This is a genomic window from Castellaniella sp. UC4447_H14, from assembly GCF_052978285.1.
This window is the reverse complement of record NZ_CM129666.1, coordinates 2,138,216-2,162,680: the sequence shown is the minus strand read 5'-3', so window position 1 is coordinate 2,162,680 and position 24,465 is coordinate 2,138,216. Positions and strand designations below refer to the sequence as shown.

The 24,465-nt window shown below is 65.2% G+C and carries 19 protein-coding genes; 9 read left to right on the top strand and 10 right to left on the bottom strand.

Annotation, left to right across the window (positions count from 1 at the left end; genetic code table 11):
- Window positions 1-36: 36 nt before the first annotated feature.
- A complete protein-coding gene (gene leuA, locus ACVCMJ_RS10435) occupies window positions 37-1,737 on the bottom strand; it encodes a 2-isopropylmalate synthase (RefSeq protein WP_447081346.1) in 1,701 nt (566 codons plus the stop codon).
- 257 nt (window positions 1,738-1,994) lie between these two features.
- A complete protein-coding gene (locus ACVCMJ_RS10430) occupies window positions 1,995-2,552 on the bottom strand; it encodes a hypothetical protein (protein WP_447081345.1) in 558 nt (185 codons plus the stop codon).
- 20 nt (window positions 2,553-2,572) lie between these two features.
- On the opposite strand from ACVCMJ_RS10430, the gene rpoN reads away from it, so the two are divergent.
- From rpoN to bfr, 3 genes are all read left to right on the top strand, one after another.
- Window positions 2,573-3,910 carry an RNA polymerase factor sigma-54 gene (gene rpoN, locus ACVCMJ_RS10425; RefSeq protein ID WP_447081344.1) on the top strand — a complete coding sequence of 446 codons (1,338 nt, stop codon included), beginning with the start codon at window positions 2,573-2,575 and terminating at the stop codon, window positions 3,908-3,910.
- Window positions 3,911-3,959: 49 nt separating this feature from the next.
- Window positions 3,960-4,229, top strand: coding sequence for a (2Fe-2S)-binding protein (locus tag ACVCMJ_RS10420; RefSeq protein ID WP_447082724.1), 270 nt, complete (start codon window positions 3,960-3,962; stop codon window positions 4,227-4,229).
- A gap of 79 nt (window positions 4,230-4,308) precedes the next feature.
- Window positions 4,309-4,773 carry a bacterioferritin gene (gene bfr, locus ACVCMJ_RS10415; protein ID WP_447081343.1) on the top strand — a complete coding sequence of 155 codons (465 nt, stop codon included), beginning with the start codon at window positions 4,309-4,311 and terminating at the stop codon, window positions 4,771-4,773.
- A 64-nt stretch (window positions 4,774-4,837) separates the two neighbouring features.
- On the opposite strand, the gene ACVCMJ_RS10410 is transcribed toward bfr, so the two are convergent.
- From ACVCMJ_RS10410 to ACVCMJ_RS10385, 6 genes are all read right to left on the bottom strand, one after another.
- On the bottom strand, window positions 4,838-5,479 hold the full coding sequence (locus tag ACVCMJ_RS10410) for a hypothetical protein (protein ID WP_447081342.1): 642 nt from the start codon (window positions 5,477-5,479) through the stop codon (window positions 4,838-4,840).
- 52 nt (window positions 5,480-5,531) lie between these two features.
- Entirely contained in the window at window positions 5,532-7,139 is a 1,608-nt protein-coding gene (locus ACVCMJ_RS10405; RefSeq protein ID WP_447081341.1) for a peptide chain release factor 3, read from the bottom strand.
- 21 nt (window positions 7,140-7,160) lie between these two features.
- Window positions 7,161-7,793 carry a LysE family transporter gene (locus ACVCMJ_RS10400; protein WP_447081340.1) on the bottom strand — a complete coding sequence of 211 codons (633 nt, stop codon included), beginning with the start codon at window positions 7,791-7,793 and terminating at the stop codon, window positions 7,161-7,163.
- Window positions 7,794-7,811: 18 nt separating this feature from the next.
- Window positions 7,812-9,296 (bottom strand): DEAD/DEAH box helicase, encoded by a 1,485-nt coding sequence (locus tag ACVCMJ_RS10395; protein ID WP_447081339.1) that lies wholly within the window; start codon window positions 9,294-9,296, stop codon window positions 7,812-7,814.
- 260 nt (window positions 9,297-9,556) lie between these two features.
- Window positions 9,557-11,053, bottom strand: a complete 1,497-nt coding sequence (locus ACVCMJ_RS10390; protein WP_447081338.1) for a GTPase/DUF3482 domain-containing protein — start codon at window positions 11,051-11,053, stop codon at window positions 9,557-9,559.
- Window positions 11,046-12,446, bottom strand: a complete 1,401-nt coding sequence (locus tag ACVCMJ_RS10385) for a DUF2868 domain-containing protein (RefSeq protein WP_447081337.1) — start codon at window positions 12,444-12,446, stop codon at window positions 11,046-11,048. Before ACVCMJ_RS10385 ends, ACVCMJ_RS10390 begins: the two co-directional genes overlap by 8 nt.
- Window positions 12,447-12,661: 215 nt before the next feature.
- On the opposite strand from ACVCMJ_RS10385, the gene ACVCMJ_RS10380 reads away from it, so the two are divergent.
- The 6 genes from ACVCMJ_RS10380 (at window position 12,662) to ACVCMJ_RS10355 (ending at window position 19,910) form a co-directional block, all read left to right on the top strand.
- Window positions 12,662-14,065 (top strand): chloride channel protein, encoded by a 1,404-nt coding sequence (locus ACVCMJ_RS10380; protein ID WP_447081336.1) that lies wholly within the window; start codon window positions 12,662-12,664, stop codon window positions 14,063-14,065.
- On the top strand, window positions 14,055-15,875 hold the full coding sequence (locus tag ACVCMJ_RS10375) for a cation:proton antiporter (RefSeq protein WP_447081335.1): 1,821 nt from the start codon (window positions 14,055-14,057) through the stop codon (window positions 15,873-15,875). Before ACVCMJ_RS10380 ends, ACVCMJ_RS10375 begins: the two co-directional genes overlap by 11 nt.
- Window positions 15,876-15,950: 75 nt before the next feature.
- Window positions 15,951-16,502 carry an RNA 2',3'-cyclic phosphodiesterase gene (gene thpR / locus ACVCMJ_RS10370; protein WP_447081334.1) on the top strand — a complete coding sequence of 184 codons (552 nt, stop codon included), beginning with the start codon at window positions 15,951-15,953 and terminating at the stop codon, window positions 16,500-16,502.
- A gap of 126 nt (window positions 16,503-16,628) precedes the next feature.
- A complete protein-coding gene (locus tag ACVCMJ_RS10365) occupies window positions 16,629-18,191 on the top strand; it encodes an ABC transporter substrate-binding protein (RefSeq protein WP_447081333.1) in 1,563 nt (520 codons plus the stop codon).
- A gap of 103 nt (window positions 18,192-18,294) precedes the next feature.
- Window positions 18,295-19,467 (top strand): alpha-hydroxy acid oxidase, encoded by a 1,173-nt coding sequence (locus ACVCMJ_RS10360; RefSeq protein WP_447081332.1) that lies wholly within the window; start codon window positions 18,295-18,297, stop codon window positions 19,465-19,467.
- 209 nt (window positions 19,468-19,676) lie between these two features.
- A complete protein-coding gene (locus ACVCMJ_RS10355) occupies window positions 19,677-19,910 on the top strand; it encodes a hypothetical protein (protein WP_447081331.1) in 234 nt (77 codons plus the stop codon).
- A 60-nt stretch (window positions 19,911-19,970) separates the two neighbouring features.
- Here the strand turns inward: ACVCMJ_RS10355 and ACVCMJ_RS10350 are convergent, their stop codons facing one another.
- Both ACVCMJ_RS10350 and ACVCMJ_RS10345 read right to left on the bottom strand, forming a co-directional pair.
- On the bottom strand, window positions 19,971-22,025 hold the full coding sequence (locus ACVCMJ_RS10350) for a UvrD-helicase domain-containing protein (RefSeq protein ID WP_447082723.1): 2,055 nt from the start codon (window positions 22,023-22,025) through the stop codon (window positions 19,971-19,973).
- 85 nt (window positions 22,026-22,110) lie between these two features.
- Window positions 22,111-24,312, bottom strand: a complete 2,202-nt coding sequence (locus tag ACVCMJ_RS10345; RefSeq protein WP_447081330.1) for a primosomal protein N' — start codon at window positions 24,310-24,312, stop codon at window positions 22,111-22,113.
- Window positions 24,313-24,465: the final 153 nt, after the last annotated feature.

The window sequence follows — 24,465 nt, the reverse complement described above, 5'->3', positions numbered from 1 at the left end:
TCCCGGGGCTCGTCCGGCGCTGTTCGCGAATCAGATTCAGGCCGCCATCGCTTTCGGTGCCATCGCAACCCCGGCGGCAGCCTGGCGATTGACGGCGCTCAGGATAGCCAGGAAGGAAGACGTGACGATATCTTCGTGGATGCCGACGCCAAAGGCGCTGGCGGCGTCTCCGATGCGCATTTCGACGTACGAGGCCGCTCGGGTGTCCGTTCCCGTGCCGATGGCATGCTCCTGATAGTCCATGACGCGCGCCTCGATGCCCAGTGCGTCGACGAAGGCCGAGATGGCTCCGTCGCCGTGCCCCACCATGTGGCGTGGATTGCCGTCGATCTCGACATCGATTTCGATCGAGAACTGCTTCTGGCCGGTGGTCTTGGGGCTGCCGGTGATGCGGTGGCTGACGAGATTCCAGGGGGTCTCGCGTCCCAGGTATTCTTGCGAGAAGACCTCGAAGACATCCTTGGGCGTGATCTCCTGGCCGGTTTCGTCGGTCACCCGCTGGATGGCGCGGCTGAATTCGATCTGCAGGCGGCGCGGCAGTACCAGCCCCTGTTCGTGTTCCAGCAGATAGGAGACGCCACCCTTTCCGGATTGGCTGTTCACCCGAATGATGGCATCGTAGCTGCGGCCCAGGTCGGCGGGGTCGATGGGCAGGTACGGCACTTCCCAGACGGCTTCGGGTTTTTGCTGCGCGAATCCCTTTTTGATGGCGTCCTGGTGCGAGCCTGAGAACGCCGTGAATACCAAGTCGCCTGCATACGGGTGGCGCGGGTGAACGGGAAGCTGGTTGCAATCTTCGACGCAGCGGCGGATTTCCTCCAGGTCGGAGAAATCCAGCCCCGGGTGAACGCCCTGGGTGTACATGTTCAGCGCGAGCGTCACCAGGTCCACGTTGCCCGTGCGTTCGCCGTTGCCGAACAGGCAGCCTTCGACGCGATCCCCGCCTGCCATCAGGGCGAGTTCGGCTGTGGCGACGGCCGTGCCCCGATCGTTGTGCAGATGCAGGCTGAGCACGATATTGTCGCGCTGGGCCAGGTGGGTGTGCATCCACTCGATCTGGTCGGCGTACAGATTGGGCGTCGTGGATTCAATGGTGGCCGGCAGGTTCAGGATGATCTTGTTCTGGTCGGTGGGTTGCCAGGTATCCACCACGGCGTTGCAGACTTCCAGGGCGAAGTCCAGTTCCGTCGTGCTGAAGACTTCAGGAGAGTATTCGTAGCGCCAGCGGGTTTCGGGATGCCGCGCGACGGCTGCCTTGACCATTTTGGTCCCCGCGATGGCGATGTCGCGGATCTCTTCGCGGCTCATGCGGAAGACGATCTTGCGGAAAGCCGGCGCGCAGGCGTTGTACATGTGGATGATGGCCTGGTGGGCCCCGGCGCAGGCCTGGACCGTTCGTTCGATCAGGTCTTCGCGGGCCTGGGTCAGCACGATGATGGCCACGTCGTCCGGAATGCGCTTTTCATCGATGAGCGTGCGGACGAAATCGTAGTCGGTCTGCGACGCGGACGGGAAGCCGATCTCGATTTCCTTGAAGCCGATTTTCACAAGCTGGTCAAAGAAACGCAGCTTGCGCTCCACGCTCATGGGTTCGATCAGGGCCTGGTTGCCGTCGCGCAAGTCGGTGCTCATCCAGATCGGGGGACGGGTAATGTGGCGGCTGGGCCAGGTACGTTCGGAAAAGTCGCGCGTGAAGGGCGCGAACGGAACGTATTTGTCGGCGGGATTCTTGATCATGGCGATACCTGTCGGAGGACTAAACCCGCATCACGGGTCTGAAAACGAAAGACGGGATGTGTGGCGAGAAGAGGTTGTCGAGCTGCCACGCGGCACTAGGCTCGGCAACCGGTCGCTAGCAGCAGTAGACCCGACAGGGCCGTCAGAAAGAACGCGCCTGCATCGGCGCACGTGGGCGCACGCCCGCCCGCGGGAATCCGCGAAGCCATGGGCCAGAAGATGCGCGACGTATTCATGCTCATCAGTCAACCATATTTCTATATGGTTGGCAAGGACTTTCGTGTGCGGGCGCTTTCCAGCGCCGCCCTCTGGATGGCGGCCCGTTGCAGGCGCCCCGCACGGCCGGCGCGCAGTTCCCGCCCGGCCAATTGGAGGTCGCCGACTCGCAGCGGTTCGTCGCGCTGCTGCCAGGCCCAGAGCAGCACGTCCAGCGCCGGGGCTGAAAACTGATCGGTCAGTTGTTCGACCGAATGCGGATCCACGGTTTTCAGGCGTGCGCGGGCCGTCAGGCCCCGTACAGTCAGGGTCACCAGGTAGGCGATCAGAATCGTGCATAAAATGACCACAGCCCACCAGAAATAAGGGTTGTATCGTTGCAGAAGCGCTGAAGCTTCGGCGCCCATGAAATGGTTGCCAGCGTAGTCGATGCCCCTGCCAAAGGCCAGAAGCCGGTTGAGCAGGTCGTACCAGCCAAGCGCCACGATCACGATCACCAGAGCGCACAGAATCTTCGTGGTGGCCGTCAGTTTCAGCAGGATTCTGGCCAGCAGCAGATGGTCCTGCCGGGTAGGCGTGAGATTCTGTTCGGAAGTCATGAGCCTTAGTGTAGTGGAGTATGCAACCGCATCCGTCTTTGGGACTGTCCCAGCGCCAGCAGTTGACGCTGACGCCGCAAATTCGCCAGGCACTGCATTTTCTGCAGTGCTCCTCGCAGGAGCTTGCGCTCGAAATTGAGCAAGCCCTGGCCGCCAACCCGTTGCTGGAATCGCCCGATGAGGTGGGCGATGCACAGGCGGCGGAGCCGGCCGACCTCCCCTTGTCGCCGTGGGTGCGGGCGTCCGCCCGCGCTGTGACGGATGATATCCCGGAAGCGGTGGACGCACCGAGCCTGCCCGACCATTTGTTGCAACAGTTACACACCACGCGGGCGAGCGGGCGCGATCGTCTGCTGGTCGGCCTTTTGATCGGTGAACTGGACGAGCGGGGCTATCTGGATTTAGACCTCGCCGTGCTCTCGGCCCAGCTGCCCGACGGGCTTCGGGTCTCTGAAACGGAGTGGCGGGTCGCCCTGCGGCTGCTGCAATCGTTTGATCCGGTCGGGATTGCGGCCCGGGATTTGCGAGAATGCCTGCGGCTGCAGTTGCAGGCTCGGGCCGGCGAATGGCCGGAGCCGGTCCTGACTTTGGCTCTGGAGCTCCTGGATCATCTCGAGGACCTGGCGGCTGGGCGCTGGGGGCGGCTGTGCGAACGGCTGGCCTGCAGTCGGGAGGAGCTGGAGGCGGCACGGTCGGCCTTGCGCCGACTGGAGCCCAGACCGCTGCGATCCTGGGATACCGATGCCACCCATTATGTGGTGCCGGACGTGTTGCTCGATGCGGTGCGCGGCGGATGGCGGATCGTGCTGAATCCCGCCGCCGAGCGGCCGCTGCGTCTGAGTCCCGACCTGACGGCCCTGGCCGATGCGGGCGCCGCGCATGGCCTGCAGACGCAGCTACGCGAGGCCCGCAGCCTGATGCATAGTCTGCACCAGCGCCGCCAGACCATTCTGAGGGTGGCGCAATGCATCGTGCGGCATCAGCCCGGCTTTCTCGAGCAGGGCTTCAGGGGACTTCGGCCTTTGACTCAGCAAGAGATTGCGCTGGAACTGGATCTGCATGAGTCCACGATCTCTCGGGCGACGAGGCTGAAGTACCTGCAGACTCCGTGGGGGCTCTTCGAACTGCGGCGATTTTTCGGCGCGGGGGTGCCCACGGACTCCGGCGAGGCGGCCGCCGCAGCCGCGGTGCAGGCCTTGATGCGGGAATTGCTGGCCGCCGAGCCGCCCGCCAAGCCACTGTCGGATATGCAACTGACCCGCGCGCTGGCGCAGCGCGGGGTATCGGTGGCGCGCCGTACGGTCGCCAAATACCGGGAGGCCATGGGGGTGCTGCCGGCGAACCTGCGCAAGCGCTGAGGAGGTTTTTCGTTGTTTCTTGCGCGATCGCTTGCCATTTTCCTGAAGAATCATGATAATGATTCTCATGTATATTTGTGTGTGCAACGGGATCACTGAACGCCAGGTTCAGGAAGCCATCGCCCAGGGCGCTCGGGATCTGCCGGATCTGCGGGCCGAGCTGGGTATTGCGACGTGCTGCGGCTGTTGCGCCGAGACGGCGATGGAGTATCTTCCCGGCGGCCGCTATGCGGCCGATATCGGTGCTTTGGCAGAAACCAGCGTCAGCACGGTGGCGCACACCGTGCTGACCAGTACTGAGATTCGCCGCGTCGCCTGACGTGTTAGGCTAGCGATTCATGTTTGGCCTGCCGTCTCCCGTGGGGCGGGGGCCGCATGTCTTTCAGGAGACACCCAGCATGAAAGGCGACAAAACCGTCATCACCTACCTGAATCAGCAGCTCAAGAACGAGCTCTCCGCCATCAATCAGTACTTCCTGCATGCACGCATGATGCGGCATTGGGGTTTCGAGAAGCTCGGCCAGCATGAATACGAAGAGTCCCTGGGCGAGATGAAACATGCCGACCGGCTCATCGCCCGAATCTTCATGCTGGATGGACTGCCCAACCTGCAGGATCTGCACAAGCTGCTGATCGGCGAATCCGTGCCCGAGATCCTGGCCTGTGACCTGAAGCTCGAATCAGCTGCTCAGGCCACCGTCAAGGAGGGCATGGCGTATTGCGAATCGGTGAAGGACTATGCCTCGAGGGACCTGTTCCAAGACATCCTGAACGACACCGAAGAGCATATCGACTGGCTGGAGACCCAGATCGGCCTGGTGGATCAGGTCGGCCTGCAGAACTACTTGCAATCGCAGGTCTGATCGCCCGGCGCCCGGCGCCCAGCGTCGGTTGGCCGACCGAGTGGGGGGGGCCCGGGCTCGGGACCTAGAAGGAGGACTGCTTGGCGGGGCAGTCTTCGACTTTGCCCCAGGCGTGGTGCGGTTCGCAGTATTTGTTGCGCGCGGCCCAGGCGCACGACGGGCGCGAGAAGAAGCCGCGGCTTTCGCAGGCTTTCAGTTCGGTTGCGAAGGCCTGCCGCCAGTTGCCGTCATTCCGCACGCCAGCGGTCGCAGGCGAAGGCGGCGGAGCCGTGGTTACGTCGATGGGCTGAATGGCCTGGCCCCCCAGGTTCCCGACGGTGGCGATGCCCTGCAGACCGCCATTTCCGGTGTTCATCTGTTGCTGGGCCAGCGCCACGGCCTCGTCCATGGAAATCGAGGTGGTCGCCATCGCGATGGGCCGGTTTTCGTTCATCAGCGATTCGGCCTGTACGTGCCAGTCGGTGGGGGGCGACAGTTGTGGAACCCCCAGCCTGCCATCGGAAAGCGGCTGCGGTGCGCTGGCCACGAAAGGCTTGCCGTCGGCGTCCAGCACCGGCGTCTTGGCGGACAGCTCGGGATGAACGGGCTGGGAGGACTGAATCTGTGCCGGCCCGTGGGCGATCAGCCAGTCGCCGAGCTGCAGTCCGCCCCAGGCAGAGGCCCCCGCGGACAGCAACAGGAAGACGAAGATCAGGCGCCAGGACATGGGCAGGTTTTCCCTTCGATCATTGCGAGCGTCTCATTATAGAAGAAGCCACTCAGGCGCCCGTGTCGAACATCTGGCCCGCGTGTTCGCGCATGGTGTGGAACACGACGTCGGGATACCGTTCTTCGGCCACCCGCAACTGGGCCGCGGACGTCGCGAGGAAGGCCGTGGCGTCCACCACGTCGTAGGCAATGTTGGCGGCGTTGGCGTCCATGAATTTCTTCAACGCCTTGGGGTCGCGGGATGTGATCCACCGGGCCAGGCTGTAGCGGCTGGGCATGAGCCGCGCGTCTACGCCGTATTCCGTTTTCAGGCGATGGGCGACCACTTCGAACTGAAGCTGGCCCACCGCGCCCAGCAACAGGGCGCCCCCAGCGGTCTCGGGGCGGAAGACCTGAATGGCGCCTTCTTCTCCGAGCTGGACCAGCCCCGTGCGCAGTTGCTTGGTGCGCAGGGGGTCCTTCACCTCGACCGCCTGGAAGAGTTCAGGGGCGAAGAATGGCAGGCCGGTGAAGGTCAGGGCCTCGCCTTCGGTGAGCACGTCTCCCAGTTGCAGGAGCCCGTGATTGGGAATGCCGATGATGTCGCCCGCGTATGCTTCCTCAACGATCTCGCGACGTTGAGACAGGAAGGACACCACGTTGTTGGGACGGATTTCCTTGCCGTTGCGCGCGATCCTCAGGCGCATGCCGCGCTGGAAGTGGCCCGAGCTCACCCGTACGAAGGCCACGCGATCGCGGTGCGCCGGGTCCATGTTGGCCTGCACCTTGAAGACGACCCCCGTGAGCTTTGGCTCGTCGGGCATCACTGTGCGCTCCAGTGCCTGGCGGGGTCCTGGCGGGGGGGCCAACTCCACGAGCGCGTCCAGCACCTCGCGCACGCCGAAATTGTTGATGGCTGAGCCGAAGAAGACGGGAGTCTGGCGGCCCGCCAGAAAGGCTTCGCGGTCAAAGGCGGGAGAGGCGCCCCGAATGAGCTCGATTTCATCGTGGGCCTTGAGGTACTCGTCGCCGAACCGCGTGGCCAGCTCAGGGTTCTCCAGACCGTCCACGGTTTCGTCGTCGTCGTGGTGACGTTCCAGGCCGGCTCTGAAGACCCGCATGCGGTCGTGCGGGATGTCGAAGACGCCGCCGAAGTGCCGCCCCATGCCCACCGGCCAGGAGAAGGGGATGGCATCCATGCCCAGGTGCGCCTCGACTTCCGAGAGCAGGTCCAGCGGTTCGCGGACTTCCCGGTCCATCTTGTTGATGAAGGTGATGATGGGGGTGTTGCGCGCGCGGCAGACCTGCAGCAGGCGGATGGTCTGGGGTTCGACCCCGTTGCCGGCATCGATCACCATCAGGGCGGCGTCAACGGCGGTGAGCACCCGATAGGTGTCTTCCGAGAAATCCTGGTGGCCCGGCGTATCCAGCAGATTGATCACGCAGTCGCGGTATTCCATCTGCATGACCGACGAGGCGACAGAGATTCCGCGCTGTTTTTCAATCTCCATCCAGTCGGAGGCCGCGTGGCGGCTGGCCTTGCGGGCCTTCACGCTGCCCGCGATCTGGATCGCCCCCGAAAACAGCAACAGCTTTTCCGTCAGGGTGGTTTTCCCGGCGTCCGGGTGGGAAATAATGGCGAAGGTGCGTCGGCGGGCGACTTCTGCGGTCAGGCTCATGGGTGATGGAAACAGTCGAATTCAGCCCTTGTGGCTGAACGATGCCAGGACGGTGCCGGCCAGGATGAACAGCGTGCCGAAGCTCCGGTTCATCCAGCGGATGCGGCCGGGTTTGCGCAACAGCAGCAACATGCGCGAGGCGAGCGAAGTATAGCAACTCATCGCAATCAGATCGGTAAATGAGAGCGTTGCACCGATGAGCACATATTGCAGAGCCAGCGGGCGGCTCACGTCCAGGAATTGCGGCACCACGGCCAACAGGAACATGGTGCCTTTCGGATTGGTGATGTTCACCAGATAGCCGTGCAGGAGCTGGTCGCGCACCGGGTGCTCGTTGAGGGCTTTGCGGGCCTCGACGGCAACCGGCATGGCGTCGGTGCGGAACTGCTTCACGCCCAGGTAGACCAGATAGGCGGCGCCTATCCATTTGACGATGGTGAAGGCCAGATCGGACGCGGCCAATAGCGCGCCGACGCCCACCGCGACAATGAAGAGCTGGCAGATGATGCCGGCCTGCAGCCCCGCGATGGTCCAGATGCCCTGGCGGTACCCGTACTTGAGCCCGGAGGCCATGGAGCAGATGGCCCCGGGCCCGGGCGAGAATGAGATGGCCCAGGCCGCTGCGAAGAACGCCAACCAGGTGGAGAAGGCCATCGCAAGTGCTCCCTGGGTTCAGTCGGCCTTGTGCAGCAGCGCGGCTGGGCGGTCGGTGCCTGACGTGCGCACGTCGCGCCGCGCGGCCGGTGCGGAGCCATTCGGCCGGCTGGGGCGGGCGCCGCCTGGCCGGGAGGTTCCGCGCCGCGGCTCCTGGGTGTTGCGCCTGTCCCCCGAGGGCGACGCGTGGCGTGCACTGCGCCCTGCGGGCGCGCCGTCGCGGCGTCCTTCGCGGTTGGCGGAGGAGCCGTCCCGGCGGCCAGGTGCCCGGCCTGCGCTGCGGGAGTCGTCTTGCAGGCGCGCCAGGGCGCGCTTTTCCCGGGCATCCGGCACGGAGTCGGCCGTGACCATGGCGCGGGGGTTCCAGCCTTCGACCTCCTTGCGTTCGATCGGCTGTTTGATGAGCCGCTCGATGGCTTTGAGCAGCTTGATCTCGGAACCGTCCACCAGTGACAGGGCCGATCCCGTGCTGCCCGCGCGGCCGGTGCGGCCGATGCGGTGCACGTAGTCTTCCGGTACGTTCGGGAGCTCGAAATTCACGACTTGCGGGAGCTGCTCGATATCCAGCCCGCGCGCAGCGATATCCGTAGCCACCAGCACGGCGATCTGACCGTCCTTGAATCCGGCGAGCGCGCGGGTGCGGGCCGCCTGGCTCTTGTTGCCATGGATTGCGGCGGCCGTCAGGCCGTCCTTCGAAAGCTTTTCCGCCAGGCGGTTGGCGCCGTGCTTGGTGCGGGTGAAGACCAGCACCTGATTCCAGCCGCTGTTGCGGATGATGTGGCTGAGCAAGTCCCGTTTGTGGGCCTGTTCGGTCATCACGACGCGCTGGCTCACCAGTTCGGACGCGGTGTTGCGGCGGGCGACGGATACTTCTTCGGGGTGGTTCAGCATGTGCTGGGCCAGATCCCGGATCTCGTCCGCGAAGGTGGCCGAGAACAGCAGCGTTTGCCGCTCTTTGGGGAGCAGCCGCAACACGCGCTTGATGTCATGGATGAACCCCATGTCCAGCATGCGGTCGGCTTCGTCCAGCACCAGGATCTCGATCCCGGAGAGATCCAGCGTCTTTTGTCCGACGTGATCCAGCAGGCGCCCCGGCGTGGCCACGAGGATGTCGGGAGAGCGCTTCAGAGCCGCAATCTGCGGGTTGATGTTCACGCCGCCGAACATCACCATCGATTGGACCTTGGTGTATTTGCTGTAGAGCCGTACGGACTCTTCTACCTGTGCCGTCAGTTCTCGCGTGGGCGTGAGCACGAGGACCCGGGGACGCCCCGGCCGGCGGACGGTAGTGGGGTGCTGCAGCAGATAGTGCAGGATGGGCAGCGTGAACCCGGCCGTCTTGCCGGTGCCGGTCTGTGCGGCGGCCAGCAGGTCGCCGCCGCCCATCACGCGCGGGATGGCCTGCGCTTGAATGGGGGTGGGGTGGGTGTAGCCGGCGTCGGTAACGGCGCGCAGCAGGGGCTCTGCCAAGCCTAGCGAGGCAAAGGTGATATCTGTATCCACGAATATGACTCCAGCGACCGCCTATCGCTCAAGTCGAGGGATACCAATCGAGGCTGACGAATGAAGAGTGTCTGAGAGGAAAATGCCGGGGGTGACGGGATTTTGGACCCGACCCGGAATTACGCGCAGCGACTGGTAGGCGGCGCGAAGCTGCTGATTATAGCGTGCTCTGGCACGTCATGCGGCTTGGTGCCGCCCAGATTCCTTGCCTCCTCGGGGCCCGTGGTGATTTCTGATGCCGCCGCCGCACGGACTCTCCGTCACATCGCCGCGAACAGCGACTGGGCCATCTGGCTGACCAGCAGGTCGCGGCGCGCATCCGGTGCGTACGCTGTGCCGATGGCGGACCATTCCGGGTGGCCGCGCGCCTCGTTCAGGATCTGCTGCACGTCGGCCGGCAGGCGATGCAGCGCCTCGACCGGTTTCGGGAGTGCTTCAGGCGGCGTGCCGCCCCCCGAGGCGGCTGCCGCATCGCTCTGCTCGGAGGCGGCGGGCGCGTCCGCAGCCTCCGGCGGTGCGATCGGCCCGGCCAGGTCGCCGTCGATGGGATGCATGGCTGCGTGGCCCCGCAGTTCCAGCGCCCGCACCAACGCGACTTGGCGCAGGCCGAGCAGATGCAGGACGGGATCGTCCACCGCTATTTCGGTGAAGCCAGCGATCCGGTTCATGAGACGCTTGCCCCACTGGTTGGCACCTTGCCAGGCGCCGCCGATGACCGCGCCGACAAGGGCTGCCGCCCCGAGGCTGAGGCCGCCCGTCAGCACATCGATCGTGGCCCCCGCCATCGCTCCGGTGGCCAGGCCTTTGCTGATCTGGATACCGAAAGCCCGCAGGGCCTGGGGGTTGAAGAGATCCATGCCCCAGCGTTCGCCTTCCAGCGGCAGCGGGTGGTGCGGAAAGGTGGCCTTGCTGAATTGATACCGTTTGAGCAGCGCGTGCACGCAGTCCTGTTCACGGTCGCGCGTGCGCTTGCGCAGACTCATGGTAATGGCGGCGACGTCGGTGGGATCCTGGGAGCAGGGCAAGCGCAGCGCGGCGGCGTCCATCAGCAGATCGGCGATGAGCCGAGCCGCGTCCTGCAGCCGTTTCAAGCGCTGCCGGTCCAGATCCGTGCGCAGTGCCAGCAAGGTGGCCGCGTGCTGGTCCAGCATCAGCCCGAGCCGGTCCAGCATCTGCGCCTCGCCGTCCAGCGCAGGCGCGACCGTGTCGAAGTCCACCGTTGCATGCAGGCTCAGCCGCGCCAGGGCTTTGCGCCAGGTGCCCGTGTCGGCCTGGGCACTGCGGGTGAAGTTCAGTACCGGCAGTACGGGCCGTCCGCATGCGGACAGCAGCAGGAGCTCATCCTTGTGCTTGGGGAGCACCGGGTCACGGGCGTCGATGACGTAGAGCGCCGCATCGGTGGCGAGCACCGTCGACAGGACCCTGCACTCCTGTTCGAAGCGGCCGGCTGATTCGGGACTGTCCAGCAATCGCTGGATGCGGTCGGGGCCGTCCAGGCGCTCGTCCGCCGGCACGAGCTGCTCGATGTAGTCCAGCGCGCCCATGGCATCTTCGAGGCCCGGTGTGTCGCGCAGGACCAGGATGGCGCGTCCGTCCTGCGTCAGGAGCTGGGCACTTTCGACGTGGCGGGTAGTGCCCGGGCTGTCCGCCACGTCGCCGAAGTGCTCATCGCGCAGCAGCGTGCGCATCAGCGAGGTCTTGCCGGTGTTGGTGTGCCCTACCACGGCCAGATCGATGGGCACGGGCGTATCAGCCATGGTGATGGGGTCCGAGATGAGCCAGCCACTGCGACAGCCCCGCTGCCAGCGGGATTTCCAGCGAGGACAGCATCTTGTGCCAAGCCGTGAGCCGGCTGGGGACGCCATCCAGACACACGACCTGCAGGTCGGGACAGGTGTGCCGCAATTCCTCCAGCCAGGTGCGGCTGCCCCGGTCCGGCGTCAGCCGGGCGTCGCAGACCACCAGCAGATGGGCAGGGGGCAGAACAATCAGGCGGCGGATGCGGTTGCGGTCCTCCCGGCTGTCGCAGCGCCCCAGGTCCACGATCGAACCGGGTAGGCCGTCCGGAGGCCAGGACACGCCAGCGCCCAGTTCGTAGGCCAGGACTGCGGCCTGGTCCCGCACGGATCCCGCGGCGACCTGCAGGTTGTGAGGGGACGCGGTATCGAAAGCCGGGCGGTCTATGCCCAGATTTCGGTGCGTGGGCAAAAGGCGTTCCCGCAGCTCGAGCCAGCCCGGAAGATCCGCATCGATCAAGGGTCGCCGCAGGCGGTACCGCAGATGCAACGTGCAGAACAGCAAGGCAATCAATCGTGGAATCAACCCCCACGCCACTACGCATCCGATCAGCCACCAGGACCAGTCCGCCTGGACCGTGGCGTCCAGCGGGCGCTGGCTGACGCTGGCGGCGATGTCGAAAGATCCGGGCGGGGCGAACCCCAGTGCCTGCGGCCACCCGCTGATGAGGTGGGTCAGCGCGATGAACGTGTCTGGCGACAGGAGCGTGGTTTCCCAGTGGAAGGTGTAGCGGCGCGTGCTCAGCAACACGACGAGCGCAGGCAGCATCCCCAGGAAGGCGAGCGTCCAGGCGCCGTGGCTGATGAAGCCCAGGGCGCTGCGCCAGGCGCGTGCCCTGGCCAGCAGCGACAGAAAGGCCTGTGCGGCCAGGGCTCCATCCGGCCCGCGCGCGAGTTTGTGTGTGAGCCACAGCCAGACACGCGACAGCAATGTCCCCGGCTGTATGCCCGGCAGATAGCTGGCGAGCCAGATGAGAAACATCAGGCTGTGCAGCCCGAGAAGCGCCAGCAGCGCCAGTGACAGGTTGATCGCGCCTTGCGGCTGACCCAGGGCGGTGGCGGCCGCTCCCAAGCCGGCCAGGCCCGCCGCCAGCCAGAGCGCGGCCAGTGCGAGGCGGGCACTCGTTGCCCATTGATGCAGGCGTGTCTGCAGGCCGCTGCGCCGCGCCAGCCACTCCGCGCGGATGGCGATCCGGGCCGGCAGGTCAGCATCCTGGCGCAGGGCCATCTGGCAGGCCACTCGATCTTCCAACGGACCCCAGTGCGCTTCGCGCAGGCGCACAGCCTCGGCCTGCCAGCACCGGAACAGCGGGCTGGTGCCGGAAGGGGCGGCGGGCGGGTCGGGGTTCCTCATGATGATCTTCGGCGTCGGGTCAGCGGCCATGATAGCGCCGGTCGCGCCCGGGGGCCGGGGGTCACGGCGCACGGCCCGTCCGCAGCAAGTTCTTATGGCATGATAAAAAGCTCTTGTCCCATTGTTGTAGATCCGCATGGCATCGAGGCTCTTTCTGGTTGCGAACCCTGCGGCGACCTGGAAAATCGCTTGGTAACTTCATGAAACGGCCGCACATGCCCCGCATCGATTGGCTGGAGCCCGCTGTCATGCTGGCTACGGTGGCGCAGTGGCTGGTGCTCGCTTCGCTCACGGGGCTGGTGGTGGGACTCGGCACCAGTGTGTTCCTGCGGGCATTGTTCTACATGACGGATCGCTCACTGCTGATGCCGGCGTGGGCCTATTGGCTCACCCTGCCGTTCGCGGGACTGGCCAATGGCCTGTTGATGGGGCCCGGATATCGCGTGCTGGAAACCGCCGGCCTGAAGGATTCCATCTTCGCGGCCGTACACGAACAGTCCGGACGCATGCCGTGGCGCACGCTGTGGATCAAGCCCGTGGCCGCCATCATCACTTTGGCCAGCGGCGGCTCGGCGGGCAAGGAAGGCCCTTGCTCGCACATTGGCGCGTCGCTGGCGGCCGTGGTGGGGCGGCTCTTCGGGCTGAACGCCGAATTGCGCCAGCGCCTCGTGGCGTGCGGGGTGAGCGCCGGATTCGCCAGCGTGTTCGGTACGCCGATTGCCGGAGCGATCTACGGGGTGGAGATGCTCATCATAGGACGCATCCGGCATGATTTCCTGTTTCCCGCCCTGGTGGCCGGCGTGACTTCGTTCCAAGTCAGCAAGCGGATGGGAATTCCCTATCAATACTATTTCATGGATGCACTGCCGGCGTTTTCCGAGTCGCTGTTCCTGCGCACGATTCTGATCGGCATGCTGTGCGGCCTGGTGGCGCGCGTTTTCGTGGACATGATCTACGCCGTGCGCAACGCCTGCCACCGGTTCCAGGACCGGTACGCCGTCTGGCCTCCGTGGATGCCGGTGGGGGGTGGCCTGCTCCTTGCGCTGCTGGTGACGGTCATTCCGACCGACTATCTGGGACTGAGCCTGCCGCTCATGGATCGCGCACTCAGCGGCGAGGCGATGCCATACTTGGGGTTTTTCTGGAAGACGCTGCTGGTGGCCATTACGCTGGGGTCCGGGTTCTACGGCGGGATCGTCACCCCGCAGTTCGTGATCGGGGCGGTGGCGGGCAATGCCTTTGCGCACCTGTTCGGCATCAGCCCCGCACTGGGCGCCGCCGTGGGGCTGGTATCCGTCGTGGCGGCCGCTTCGAACACGCCGCTGGCTGCGATATTGATGGGCGTGGAACTGTTTGGGGGCGCGACCGGTACGGTCTATGTAGCGGGCGCGGCCATTGCGGCGTATCTCATCATCGGCCATCGCAGCGTCTATCCGGATCAGCGGCTGGGCTACGCCAAGTCGTCCTGGATGCGAGTCCAGGCCGAGATACCCGTGGGCCAGGAAAAGACGCATTTATCCTATGGGTTGCTCAAAAGCTGGGGCAGGATCCGAAGCCGCGGTTGGCGCGCCTGGTGGCGGGACGCCATGGTTTCAAGAGGGAAACGACATGACGCTTAGCCCGGAATTGGTGATCGCCGGCATCGGCGTGCTGGCAATGGCGGCCCAGTGGGTCGCCTGGAAGCTGCGCATGCCGGCCATTCTGTTCCTGTTGCTGGGCGGGCTTGCGGTGGGTCCGCTGGAACACTGGCTGGATCCGGACGACCTGTTTGGCGAACTGCTCTTTCCCTTCATCTCGTTGTCGGTGGCGGTGATTCTTTTCGAAGGCAGCCTGACGCTGCAGTTCCACCAGATCCGCGAACTCAAGCAGGTCGTGCGCCGCCTGGTGACGGTGGGTACGCTGATTACGTGGGGCGTGACGACGGTGACCACGCATTGGGTGATGAGCTTTCCATGGGACCTGGCATTCCTGTTTGGCGCGATCACCGCCGTGACCGGTCCCACAGTGATCGCCCCGTTGCTCAAGACGGTGCGGCCGGTCGCGCCCGTGGCGCATGCATTGCGCTGGGAAGGCATCCTGATCGACCCGATTGGCGCATTGCTGGCGGTGCTGGCGTTCCAGTTCATGGTGGCCTTGCGCTCCACGCATGACTGGAGCCGTGCGATGTGGGTGTTCGGCATCACGCTGCTGACCGGTTGCGTGGCCGGGGCGGTATCCGGCTGGCTGGCCAGCACCGCGCTGCGGCGCAACTGGCTGCCCGATTCGCTGCTCAACCTGTCTGTCCTGGCCGTGGTCTTTGCGACCTTCAGCGGCTCCAATGCCATCCATGGCGAATCAGGCCTGCTGGCGGTGACGATCCTGGGCATCTGGCTGGCGAACCAGCCCGGTGTGCCCGTGGGCGACATTCTGGAGTTCAAGGAGACGCTCAGCCAGCTCTTGCTGTCGGGCCTGTTCATCCTGCTGGCGGCCCGAATGGACCTGGGATCGCTCGCCGATCTTGGGTGGAAGGCGGGCCTGGTGCTGGCCGTCATGTTCTGGGTGGCGCGACCGCTGAAGGTGCTGTTCTCGACCTGGGGCTCCCCGCTGAAATGGAGGGAACGGGCGCTGCTGGCCTGGATTTCGCCCCGCGGCATCGTGGCCGCGGCCGTGTCGGCCCTGTTCGCCATCCGGCTGCAGGATTTCGGCGTGCCGCATGCGGAGCAACTGCTGCCGCTGACCTTTGTGGTCATCATCGGTTCGGTGATCTGGCAAAGCCTGACTGCGCGGCCGGTGGCGAAATTACTGCGAGCGACCGAGCCGGATCCCGTGGGGTTCCTGATCGTGGGTGCCAACCCTGTGGCCCGGGCGATCGGGCAGACGCTGCAGGAGCAGGGCGTGCCGGTGAGGCTTTGCGACAGCGACTGGTATAGCCTGGCCAAGGCCCGCATGCAAGGATTGCCCACTTACTACGGCAGCCCGGTCTCCGAGCATGCGCATCTGAATCTGGATACCGGCGGGTTGGGCCGGCTGCTGGCGCTGGGCGCGCGCGACCACCTGAACCAGCTCATCGTGGTGCGCGGACGCGACGAATATGGCAAGCATCACGTGTTCAGCCTGCCCCGCTCGGATGCGGGAGATGCCTCCGAAAAGCACGCACTGGACCCGGAGTACCGCGGGCGTACGCTGTTTGGCTCCGGACTGGGCTATTGGAAGCTGTCCACGTTGCTGCTGGAAGGCGCGCAGCTCAAAGCGACGCGGTTGACCGACTCTTTCGATTTCGATCAATACTGCGGGCAGGGGTCGCCGCGCACCGTGTTTCCTCTGTTTGCGCTGAACCCCAAGGGCTATGCGCTGCCCTTCACGCAGGAGCAGCCCTTACGGCCCGAGGCGGGGTGGACCGTGATCGGGCTGCACGTGCCGGCGGTCCCCGCCGCAGGCGTTGCGGCCTGAAGGCGGCGACACACGCCGAGGGTGGCGGGGGGCGCGCATTGGGCCGCGGGTGCCGCGAAATCCAGGGGGATGAAGATGGCCAGCCGACTTTTCTTTGCTTTGTGGCCCGACCCGGCCGTCGCAAACGAACTGGCGCGCTGGGCGCAGCGTGCGCAGCATCTGTGCGGGGGGCGCATGATGCGGCCCGACACATTTCACCTGACGCTGGCATTCCTGGGCCAGGTTCCGGACGATCGTGTCCCCGAGCTGCAGGCGGTGTTGCATGCCCGCCCATGGCTGGGCGGCTCGCTCAGCCTGGACTGCTATGGTCGTTTTCGCGGTCCGCGCATTATCTGGGCGGGGCCGTCTGCTTGCGTTCCGTGGCTGGCCCGGATGCATGCCGCTTTGGCGCGGGCCTTGTCCCGGCTGGGATTCGACGCGGTCGACGGTCCCTTCAGGCCTCACGTATCGCTGCTTCGTCAGGCGGGTCCCGAGGATCTTGCGGCGTTGCCTGCCCCGCGTCCGGTGGGCTGGGACGTGCGCCGGCTGGTGCTGGTGGCCTCCACCCCGCGTGACGCAGGCTCATATTATCGGGAAATTGCGGGATGTGACCTATCAGTATCGGCCGACCCGCAGGTGAAAGAATAGTCGGAGGCACCGACAGCCACTGCGATCCCGGATGACCCGGTCGTTCAGGTGCTGTAACCTTCCATTGCCGTCCGCGAGGTGGCGGCGCATGCCATAACGATAAAACCAGGACGAGGAGGAGGCGACATGCGCGTCAGTCGAACGTTGAATCTGTACCGTGGACTGGTGGCGGGGGTGGTGGGCGTCCTGGCCTGTATCGGGACGGGGCCGGCGCTGGCGGCCACGTCGCCCGATACGTTGGTGGTGGGCAAAGCGGCCGATCCGCAGACTCTGGATCCCGCCGTCACGATCGACAACAATGATTGGACCGTGGTGTTTCCGGCTTATCAGCGGCTCATGCAGTACAGGCAGGAAAAGGGTCGTGGCTCGACGGAGGTCGAAGGCGATCTGGCCAGGAGCTGGAAGGTTTCGGACGACAACCTCGTCTGGACCTTCGTGCTGAAGGACGATCAGCGGTTCGCGGACGGCTCTCCGGTCGACGCACGGGCCGTGGAGCTGTCCTTTGAGCGGCTTCTGGACAAAGGGGCGGGGCCCTCCGAAGCCTTCCCGCCCGACATGACCGTCGAGGCGGTCGATGCGCACACCGTTCGCTTCACCCTGAAGAATCCCTTTGCACCGTTCCTGAGCACGTTGGCCAACGACGGTGCCGCCATCGTGAATCCTCAGGCCATGGCCCGGCCGGACGCCGATACCTGGCTGGCAGGCCATACGGCGGGTTCGGGTCCCTACCAGCTCGCGACCTGGACGAGGGGCAGCTCGTTGGTCATGTCGCGTAACTCGCACTACGCCGGTTCGAAAAAGCCGGAGTTGACGAAATTCGTGGTGCGTATCGTGCCCGACGCCTCGAAGCGCCGCCAGCAGTTGCAAAAGGGCGATCTGGATATCGCGGCCGACCTGCCGGTGGACCAGTTGAAGGAACTGGAGAAGGACCCGTCCGTGCGGGTCGGGAAGTTTCCTTCGTTTCGGGTGACCTACCTCTACCTCAACAATGCCAGAGGGGCGTTGAAGAATGCCGGCCTGCGTCGCGCCATCGTAGATGCGATCGACTACAAGGGGATCGTCGATGGCATCATGATGGGTCAGGTTACGCAGACTCGCGGGCCGGTGCCCGAGGGCCTCTGGGGCTACGACACGGGCCTGCCGCTGCCGGCGCGGAACATTTCCCGCTCCAAGGCGGAAGTGGCCAAGGCCGGCGGGGTGGAGGAGCCGCTGTTGTTGCGCTATTCCATACGTCGCCCGGCCTGGGAGCCGATTGCGCTGACGATCCAGGCGAACCTGGCGGCGGTCGGTATCCCGGTCAAGCTCGAAAAGATGACCAATGCCACGCTGCGCGACCATCTGGATCAGGGCAATTTCGATATCTCCATCGGGGACTGGGGGCCGGATTTTGCGGACCCGTATATGTTCACCAACTACTGGTTCCAGTCGGACAAGGGCGGGCTCGCCGGCAACCGCTCGTTTTATTCCAATCCCCGGATGGACCAGTGGCTGGCGGAAGCGGCGGCCTCCAGCGATCCGGACCGGCGGATGGCGCTCTACAAACAGGTCCAGAAGCAGGCGATCAAGGACGCCGTATACGTTTATCTGTATCAGGACAACTACCTGGTCGGCCTGCGAAAGGACATCAAGGGGTTTGTCTATAACCCCATGCTGGATGACGTTTTCAATGTGGCCGATATCCGCAAGTAGTGATCCATCCCGCGGCGGCGGTTACTGGGCTGGAGTCGGAGGCGGACACGGTCCGCTTGAGTCTGTTCGACGTCGAGGGCGACGTCAGTCTGTTGGACGAGCGATGAAGAGACGTTTATTTCCCTGGCGCGGCTATCGCGAGGCGCGCAACATCACCGAGCTTGCCGGCATTGCCCGCCGGCGCGTGCCGAACTTCGTGTTCGAATACATCTACGGCGGGGCGGACGACGAGGTGAGCCTGGCCAACAATCGGGCCGTGTTCGACGGCTACCGCTTCACGCCCAGGACGTTGACGGACGTCAGCGTCCGCGACATCGGCGCGCAACTCTTTGGCCGAAGGATCGAGATGCCGGTGATCATCGGTCCCACGGGCTTCAACGGCATGGTGACCAGGGACGGCGACCTGAAGCTCGCGCGCGCTGCGGCGGCGCAGGGCATTCCCTTCGCGCTCAGCACCGTGTCTACCGTATCGATGGAAGACATCGCCGGTGTGCCGGGCGGCTGGCCCTGGATGCAGATCTACTTCTTCCGCGACCGGCAATTCGTCCGGGATCTGGTCGCACGCTGTGCCGCCGCAGGCTACGACACCATCGCGGTGACCACGGACAGCGCCATTTATGGCAATCGCGAATGGGATGCACGCAACTACTCGGCGCCGCTGGTCCTGAACTGGCGCAACAAGTTGAACGTGCTGCGCCGTCCGCGCTGGATGCTGGATGTGCTGGTCCCCGACGGCCTGCCGACCTTCAAGAACCTGGGTGACCTGCTGCCCCCGGGCGGGATTTCGCCGCAAGGTGCCGCAGCCGAGATCGGCAAGCAGCACATGCCGTCGCTGAACTGGCAGGATATCCAATGGCTGCGTGACGAGTGGAAGGGCAAACTCATTCTGAAGGGCATTCTGTCCGTCGAAGAAGCCCGGCGGGCCAGGGATTTTGGAGTGGACGGCATCGTGCTGTCCAACCACGGGGGGCGGCAGCTCGACCATGCGGTGTCCCCCATGGAGATACTGCCTGAAGTGCGCGAAGCTGTGGGTGCCGACATGGCGGTGATGCTGGACAGCGGCTTCAGGCGTGGCACGGACATCCTGAAGGCGATCATTCTGGGGGCGAATGCCGTGCTGCTGGGACGTGCGACGCTTTTCGGGCTGGGGGCCGGGGGGGAACCAGGCGTCAACCATGTGCTGGATTTGCTGCGCACGGACCTGCACCGGACGCTGGGGCTCCTGGGCTGCCGAAGCCTGGAGGAGCTCGACGGAAGCCTGATGCGGAAGGTCTGACGGGCGCCGGCCGCCGCCGGATGTGGACTCTGACGTCTCGCGACGAGGCGGGAAGATAGCCCGGCGGGCGGCGGTCTTGTGTTTTCACCACACTTCTTTGGCAAGGGGCGGAAGGTTTCTCGTATTAGGGTAAACACCTAGCTTAATACTAGGGTAAACCCTATAATTCAGATATCGAATTTTCGATGCTTCTGAAACAGGAGTCAGCCATGATTTACACGTCCGCTCACCAATCCATATTACTGTCCGACGCGCTGGAGCGCGCCTACAGTTCCGTCCTGCTGAATGCCCCGCATCCGCTGCCGATCAGCCAGGGCATCAAGGTCCTCGGGCGCGGATTGCGTCGGGCGGTGCGGGCGACCGGACATTTCGTGGCTGACGCCATCAATGCGCAGGCCGAAGCGCGCTCGCGGGACCAGCGGTACAGCCGTACGCCCTGGTAAGTTGGGCGGCCCGCGCGGCCCGGCCCGGCCCGATCCCCGCAGGAGGTCGGGCCGGGCTTTCTATTTCTTCAGCAGCGCCTTTAGAAGCCCCAGCGTCCGATCGGGGTCCATGTCGGCGGGAGCCGCGGACGGCTCCGCCTGTAGCCCCATCTCGGCAATGAACCGCGACGGCTCACAAGCGGTATCATCGCGCCCCCGCCGCCGTTTGCGGCACCAGCTCACCTGCAGCGTGCGCTGAGCGCGTGTAATGCCGACATACATGAGGCGCCTCTCTTCCTCGATGCGGCGCACCTGGGCGGCCGCCTCGCCGTCGTCGCCTTCGTCTGTACCGCCCCGGTGGGGCAGCAGTCCTTCTTCCACGCCGATCAGGTACACATAGGGAAATTCCAGTCCTTTGGAGGCATGCAGCGTCGACAATTTGACAGCGTCGGGCTCGTCGTCCTCTGATCGCTCGAGCATGGTGACCAGCGCCACGTGCTGGACCAGTTCCAGCAGGGTCATGTCCTCTTCGCCCGCTTTGCGCTTGAGCCAGTCCAGGAGTTCCAGTACGTTGGTCCAGCGCGACTGCGCCTGGCGGTCGTCCAGCAGGTCGTACAGGTGGCGTTCGTAGTCGACTGCTGTGAGCAGGTCGTCCAGGACGCGGGCGGCTCCATCGGGGGTCTCCCCATTGGCGCCGGCCGATGTGCCTCGGCTCTGGGCCCGGACCTGGAAGTTCTGGATGATTGCGACAAAGTCCTGTACGGCCTGGCGTTGGCGGGCGGCCGGAAGGATGGTCTCGGTGACTTTCGAAGCAACCGTGAAGAGCGACACATTGCGGCGGGCCGCCTCCGCGCCCAGCGCCTGAAGGGTTCCCTGGCCGATGCCGCGCCGCGGCGTGGTGGCGGCGCGGATGAATGCGGGATCCTCGTCCTCGTTGGCGATCAGCCGTAGCCAGGCCAGCACGTCGCGGACTTCGGCCTTGTCGAAGAAGCTTTGACCACCCGATACGGTATATGGAATGCGCAAGGTCCGCAGCGCCTGTTCCATGACGCGCGACTGGTGATTGCCGCGATAGAGGACAGCGAAGTCCTTCCACTGCGCTTGGCGCTCGAAGCGAGCGGCCGACAGGCGCATGGCGATCGATTCGGCCTCGACCAGATCCGAATCCATGGGCGTGACCCGGATGGGATCGCCGAGGCCCAGCTCCGACCAGAGCGTTTTCTCGAAGGTCTTGGGGTTGTGGGAGATGACCTGATTGGCGGCGTGCAGGATGCGCTGGACGGAGCGGTAGTTCTGCTCCAACTTGATCAGCCGCAATTGGGGGTAGTCGCGGGCGAGCTGCCCCAGGTTTTCGGAGGTGGCTCCGCGCCAGGCATAGATCGCCTGGTCGTCGTCCCCCACGGCCGTCAACATGGCTCGGTCGCCACAGAGCAGGCGCACCATTTGATACTGACAGACGTTGGTGTCCTGGTATTCGTCGACCAGCAGGTATTGAACACGGGACTGCCATCGGGTACGCAGCGGCGAGTCGCCGGCCAGGAGCTGCGCCGGCAGCCGGATCAGATCATCGAAATCGACGGACTGATAGGCTTTCAGGGTCGCCTGGTAGCTATGGTAGACGCGGGCCGCTTCGGCCTCGTTGGCATCACGCGCTGCGCGGGCAGCGCCGTCCGGGTCCAGGAGCGCGTTTTTCCAGAGGGAGATGGCCTGCTGGACGGCGCGCAGGCGCGCCCGGTCCGTGGTGGCCAGCAGCTCCTGGACCAGCGCCTGCGCGTCGTGGGCGTCCAGAATGGAAAACCCCTGCTTCAGTCCGGCTGTGGCGTATTCTTCTCGCAGGAACCGCAACCCGAGGGAATGGAACGTGCCTACCGTGAGCCCGCGCAGCCACTGTGGGTTGACCAGTGATCGGACGCGCTCGTTCATTTCGCGCGCGGCTTTGTTGGTGAACGTCAGTGCCACCACCTGGCGCGCCGGATAGCTGCATTCTCTCAGCAGATAGGCGATCTTCTGGGTAATGACGCGGGTCTTGCCGCTGCCCGCGCCCGCGAGCACCAGGCAGGGGCCGTCCAGATACAGCACGGCCTCACGCTGGCGTGGGTTCAGGCTTGGGTCCACAGTGGTGCCGGCCGGAAGCACCGCTCGCAGCGGCGCGGCACGGCGGGCACCATGATCGGCGTCCGTGCCGGATGCGCCGAATGCATAGGGTGGAATCTGCGTCACTTCAGATCTCCTGGGGGTCGACTTCGATCGCCCAGCGCAGGGCACGGCCCTCGGCGGGCGCGTCGATCTGCGGCAACAGTGCGCGCAAGAAGCCATGCAGCGCCGCGCGACTGTCAGATTCCATCAGAAGCTGCGCCCGCTCGATCCGAGCCACCCGCACGATGCGCAGCGGCACGGCGTCATACAGCCGTATCGTTGCCGCCTCGGGCAGGGCCAGTGCACGGGTGCGCACCGCCTGGAGAAAATCAAGCGACGTCTGGAGTTGCGCTGCCTGGGCTGTCAGCAGGGCCTGGGCGGAGAACGGCGGCAGTCCCAGCTCTTGCCGTTCCGCCAGAGTGTGGCGAGCAAAATGCGCGTAGTCATGGATTCGCAGCGCCTGGTACACGGTCTGGTCCGGGTAATCCGTCTGGACGAGCACCTCGGCGCCGCCGGTACGGCGGCCCGCGCGGCCGGCCACCTGCATCAGTTGTGCGAACAGGCGTTCCGGAGCGCGAAAGTCCTGTGCAAACAGCATCGCGTCGGCGTTGAGGACCCCGACCAGGCCCAAGCGCGCGAAGTCATGTCCCTTGGACACCATCTGGGTCCCCACCAGGATGTTCGCCTGACCCGTGTGAACCTGATTGAACAGAATCTGTGCGCTGCCCTTGCGGCGTGTGGCGTCGGCGTCGATGCGCAGTACCCGCGCCTGGGGGAAGCGCTCCGCGAGGAATTCTTCGATCCTCTGCGTGCCACGCCCGATGGGCTGTATGTCCGGGTCGCCGCATTGCGGGCAGGCGCGCGGGACGGGCTGGGCATCGCCGCAGTGGTGGCACTGCAGGCTATGGCGCCCGCCGGCATGCCGGTGCAATACCGTGTGCGCCGTGCAGCGCCGGCACTGGCTGACCCAGCCGCAAGACGGGCACCGCAGTACCGGGGCATAGCCACGCCGGTTCAGGAAGACGAGGCTCTGCTCGCCCAGCGCCAGCCGGGCTTCCAGGGCTTCCAGCAGTTGGGGGCTGAAACCCTGCTCCAGCTTGGCACGGCGGGTGTCCACCAGGCGGATTTCCGGCAGCGGCTGTGCCTGGGCTCGCTCGGGGAGCGACAGGTAGCGATACTGGCCGCGTTGGGCATGCCGCCAGCTCTCCAGTGACGGCGTGGCGGACCCCAGCACCACAGGAATGCCCAAGTCATGCGCGCGCCAGATGGCGAGGTCGCGCGCCGAGTACCGCAGCCCTTCCTGCTGTTTGTACGAGGCGTCGTGTTCCTCATCGACCACGATGAGCCCGAGGCGGGGCATGGGGGTAAACAGCGCCAGCCGCGTGCCCAACAGGATGTCGGCCTGACCACGGGCAATGCGCAGCCACGCGCGCAGACGCTCTCCTTCGGAGAGCCGGCTGTGCATGACGGCCAAGGGATCTGTGGCTGGCGTACGAATGGCGGCGGTTGCCCCGCTTGGGGGACGGCCTGCGGCGCGGGCATCCGCGTGCAAGGAGTCGTGCTGCAACCGATCGCGCACCATGCGCTCGAGCTGAGGTGTCAAGTTGATTTCCGGAACCAGCAGCAGCACCTGACGCCCTTGGCGCAGCACCCGTTGCGCCAAGCGCAGATACAGTTCCGTTTTGCCGCTGCCCGTGATGCCATGCAGCAATGCCACCCCGTGCCCCGCTTCCAACAGGGTGTGCAGCTCCCGGAGGGCCTGGTCCTGGCCTGGCGTCAGCGTAGGTATTGCGGTTTCGGCGGGCGGGGCCGCCCATCGAGACGCGGGTGCGTCGAGGCGGTCCACATCCGGGCCGATAGGGAGGACGGCAGCTTTTCTGGACGGGGCGGCCTGCGGCCGGCCGCGCCGCTGGTCGGCCCGATCCGCTCGACGGACAGGGCCGCCGGCGGCGCGGGTCCCGTTGTAGGCCGAGGATTTGCGCAGCGGAGGGGGCAGCACGGGGAGCAGGACTTCGCCAAGCGGGCGATGGTAGTAACGGGCTGCAAAGTCGGCCAGGCGCAGCCAGTCGTCAGGCAGCGGCGGCAAATCGTCCAGCACGGCGACGATGGGTTTGATACGGTCGGGTGCGACCTCCGGCTGGCTCCGGGTTTCCCAGACCATACCCACCATGGCGCGACGGCCGAACATGACCTGAACCCGCACGCCGCGCGCCAGGGGGATGGCGTGGCTGTAGTCAAACAAGCCGGGCAGCGGCACGTCCAGTGCGACCGCGAGATAGACCGTCATGTCGTGTGCCCGGCAGCCGCCTGTGGATAACTTTGTGGAGAATGGGGGACCAATTGCTTCTGCCTCAACTCGATCGAATCGTCAAGCCTATCGTGGACTGGTGGGAATCGCGATATTATTCATGCGAATCAATGATCTACAAAAATATCCGAT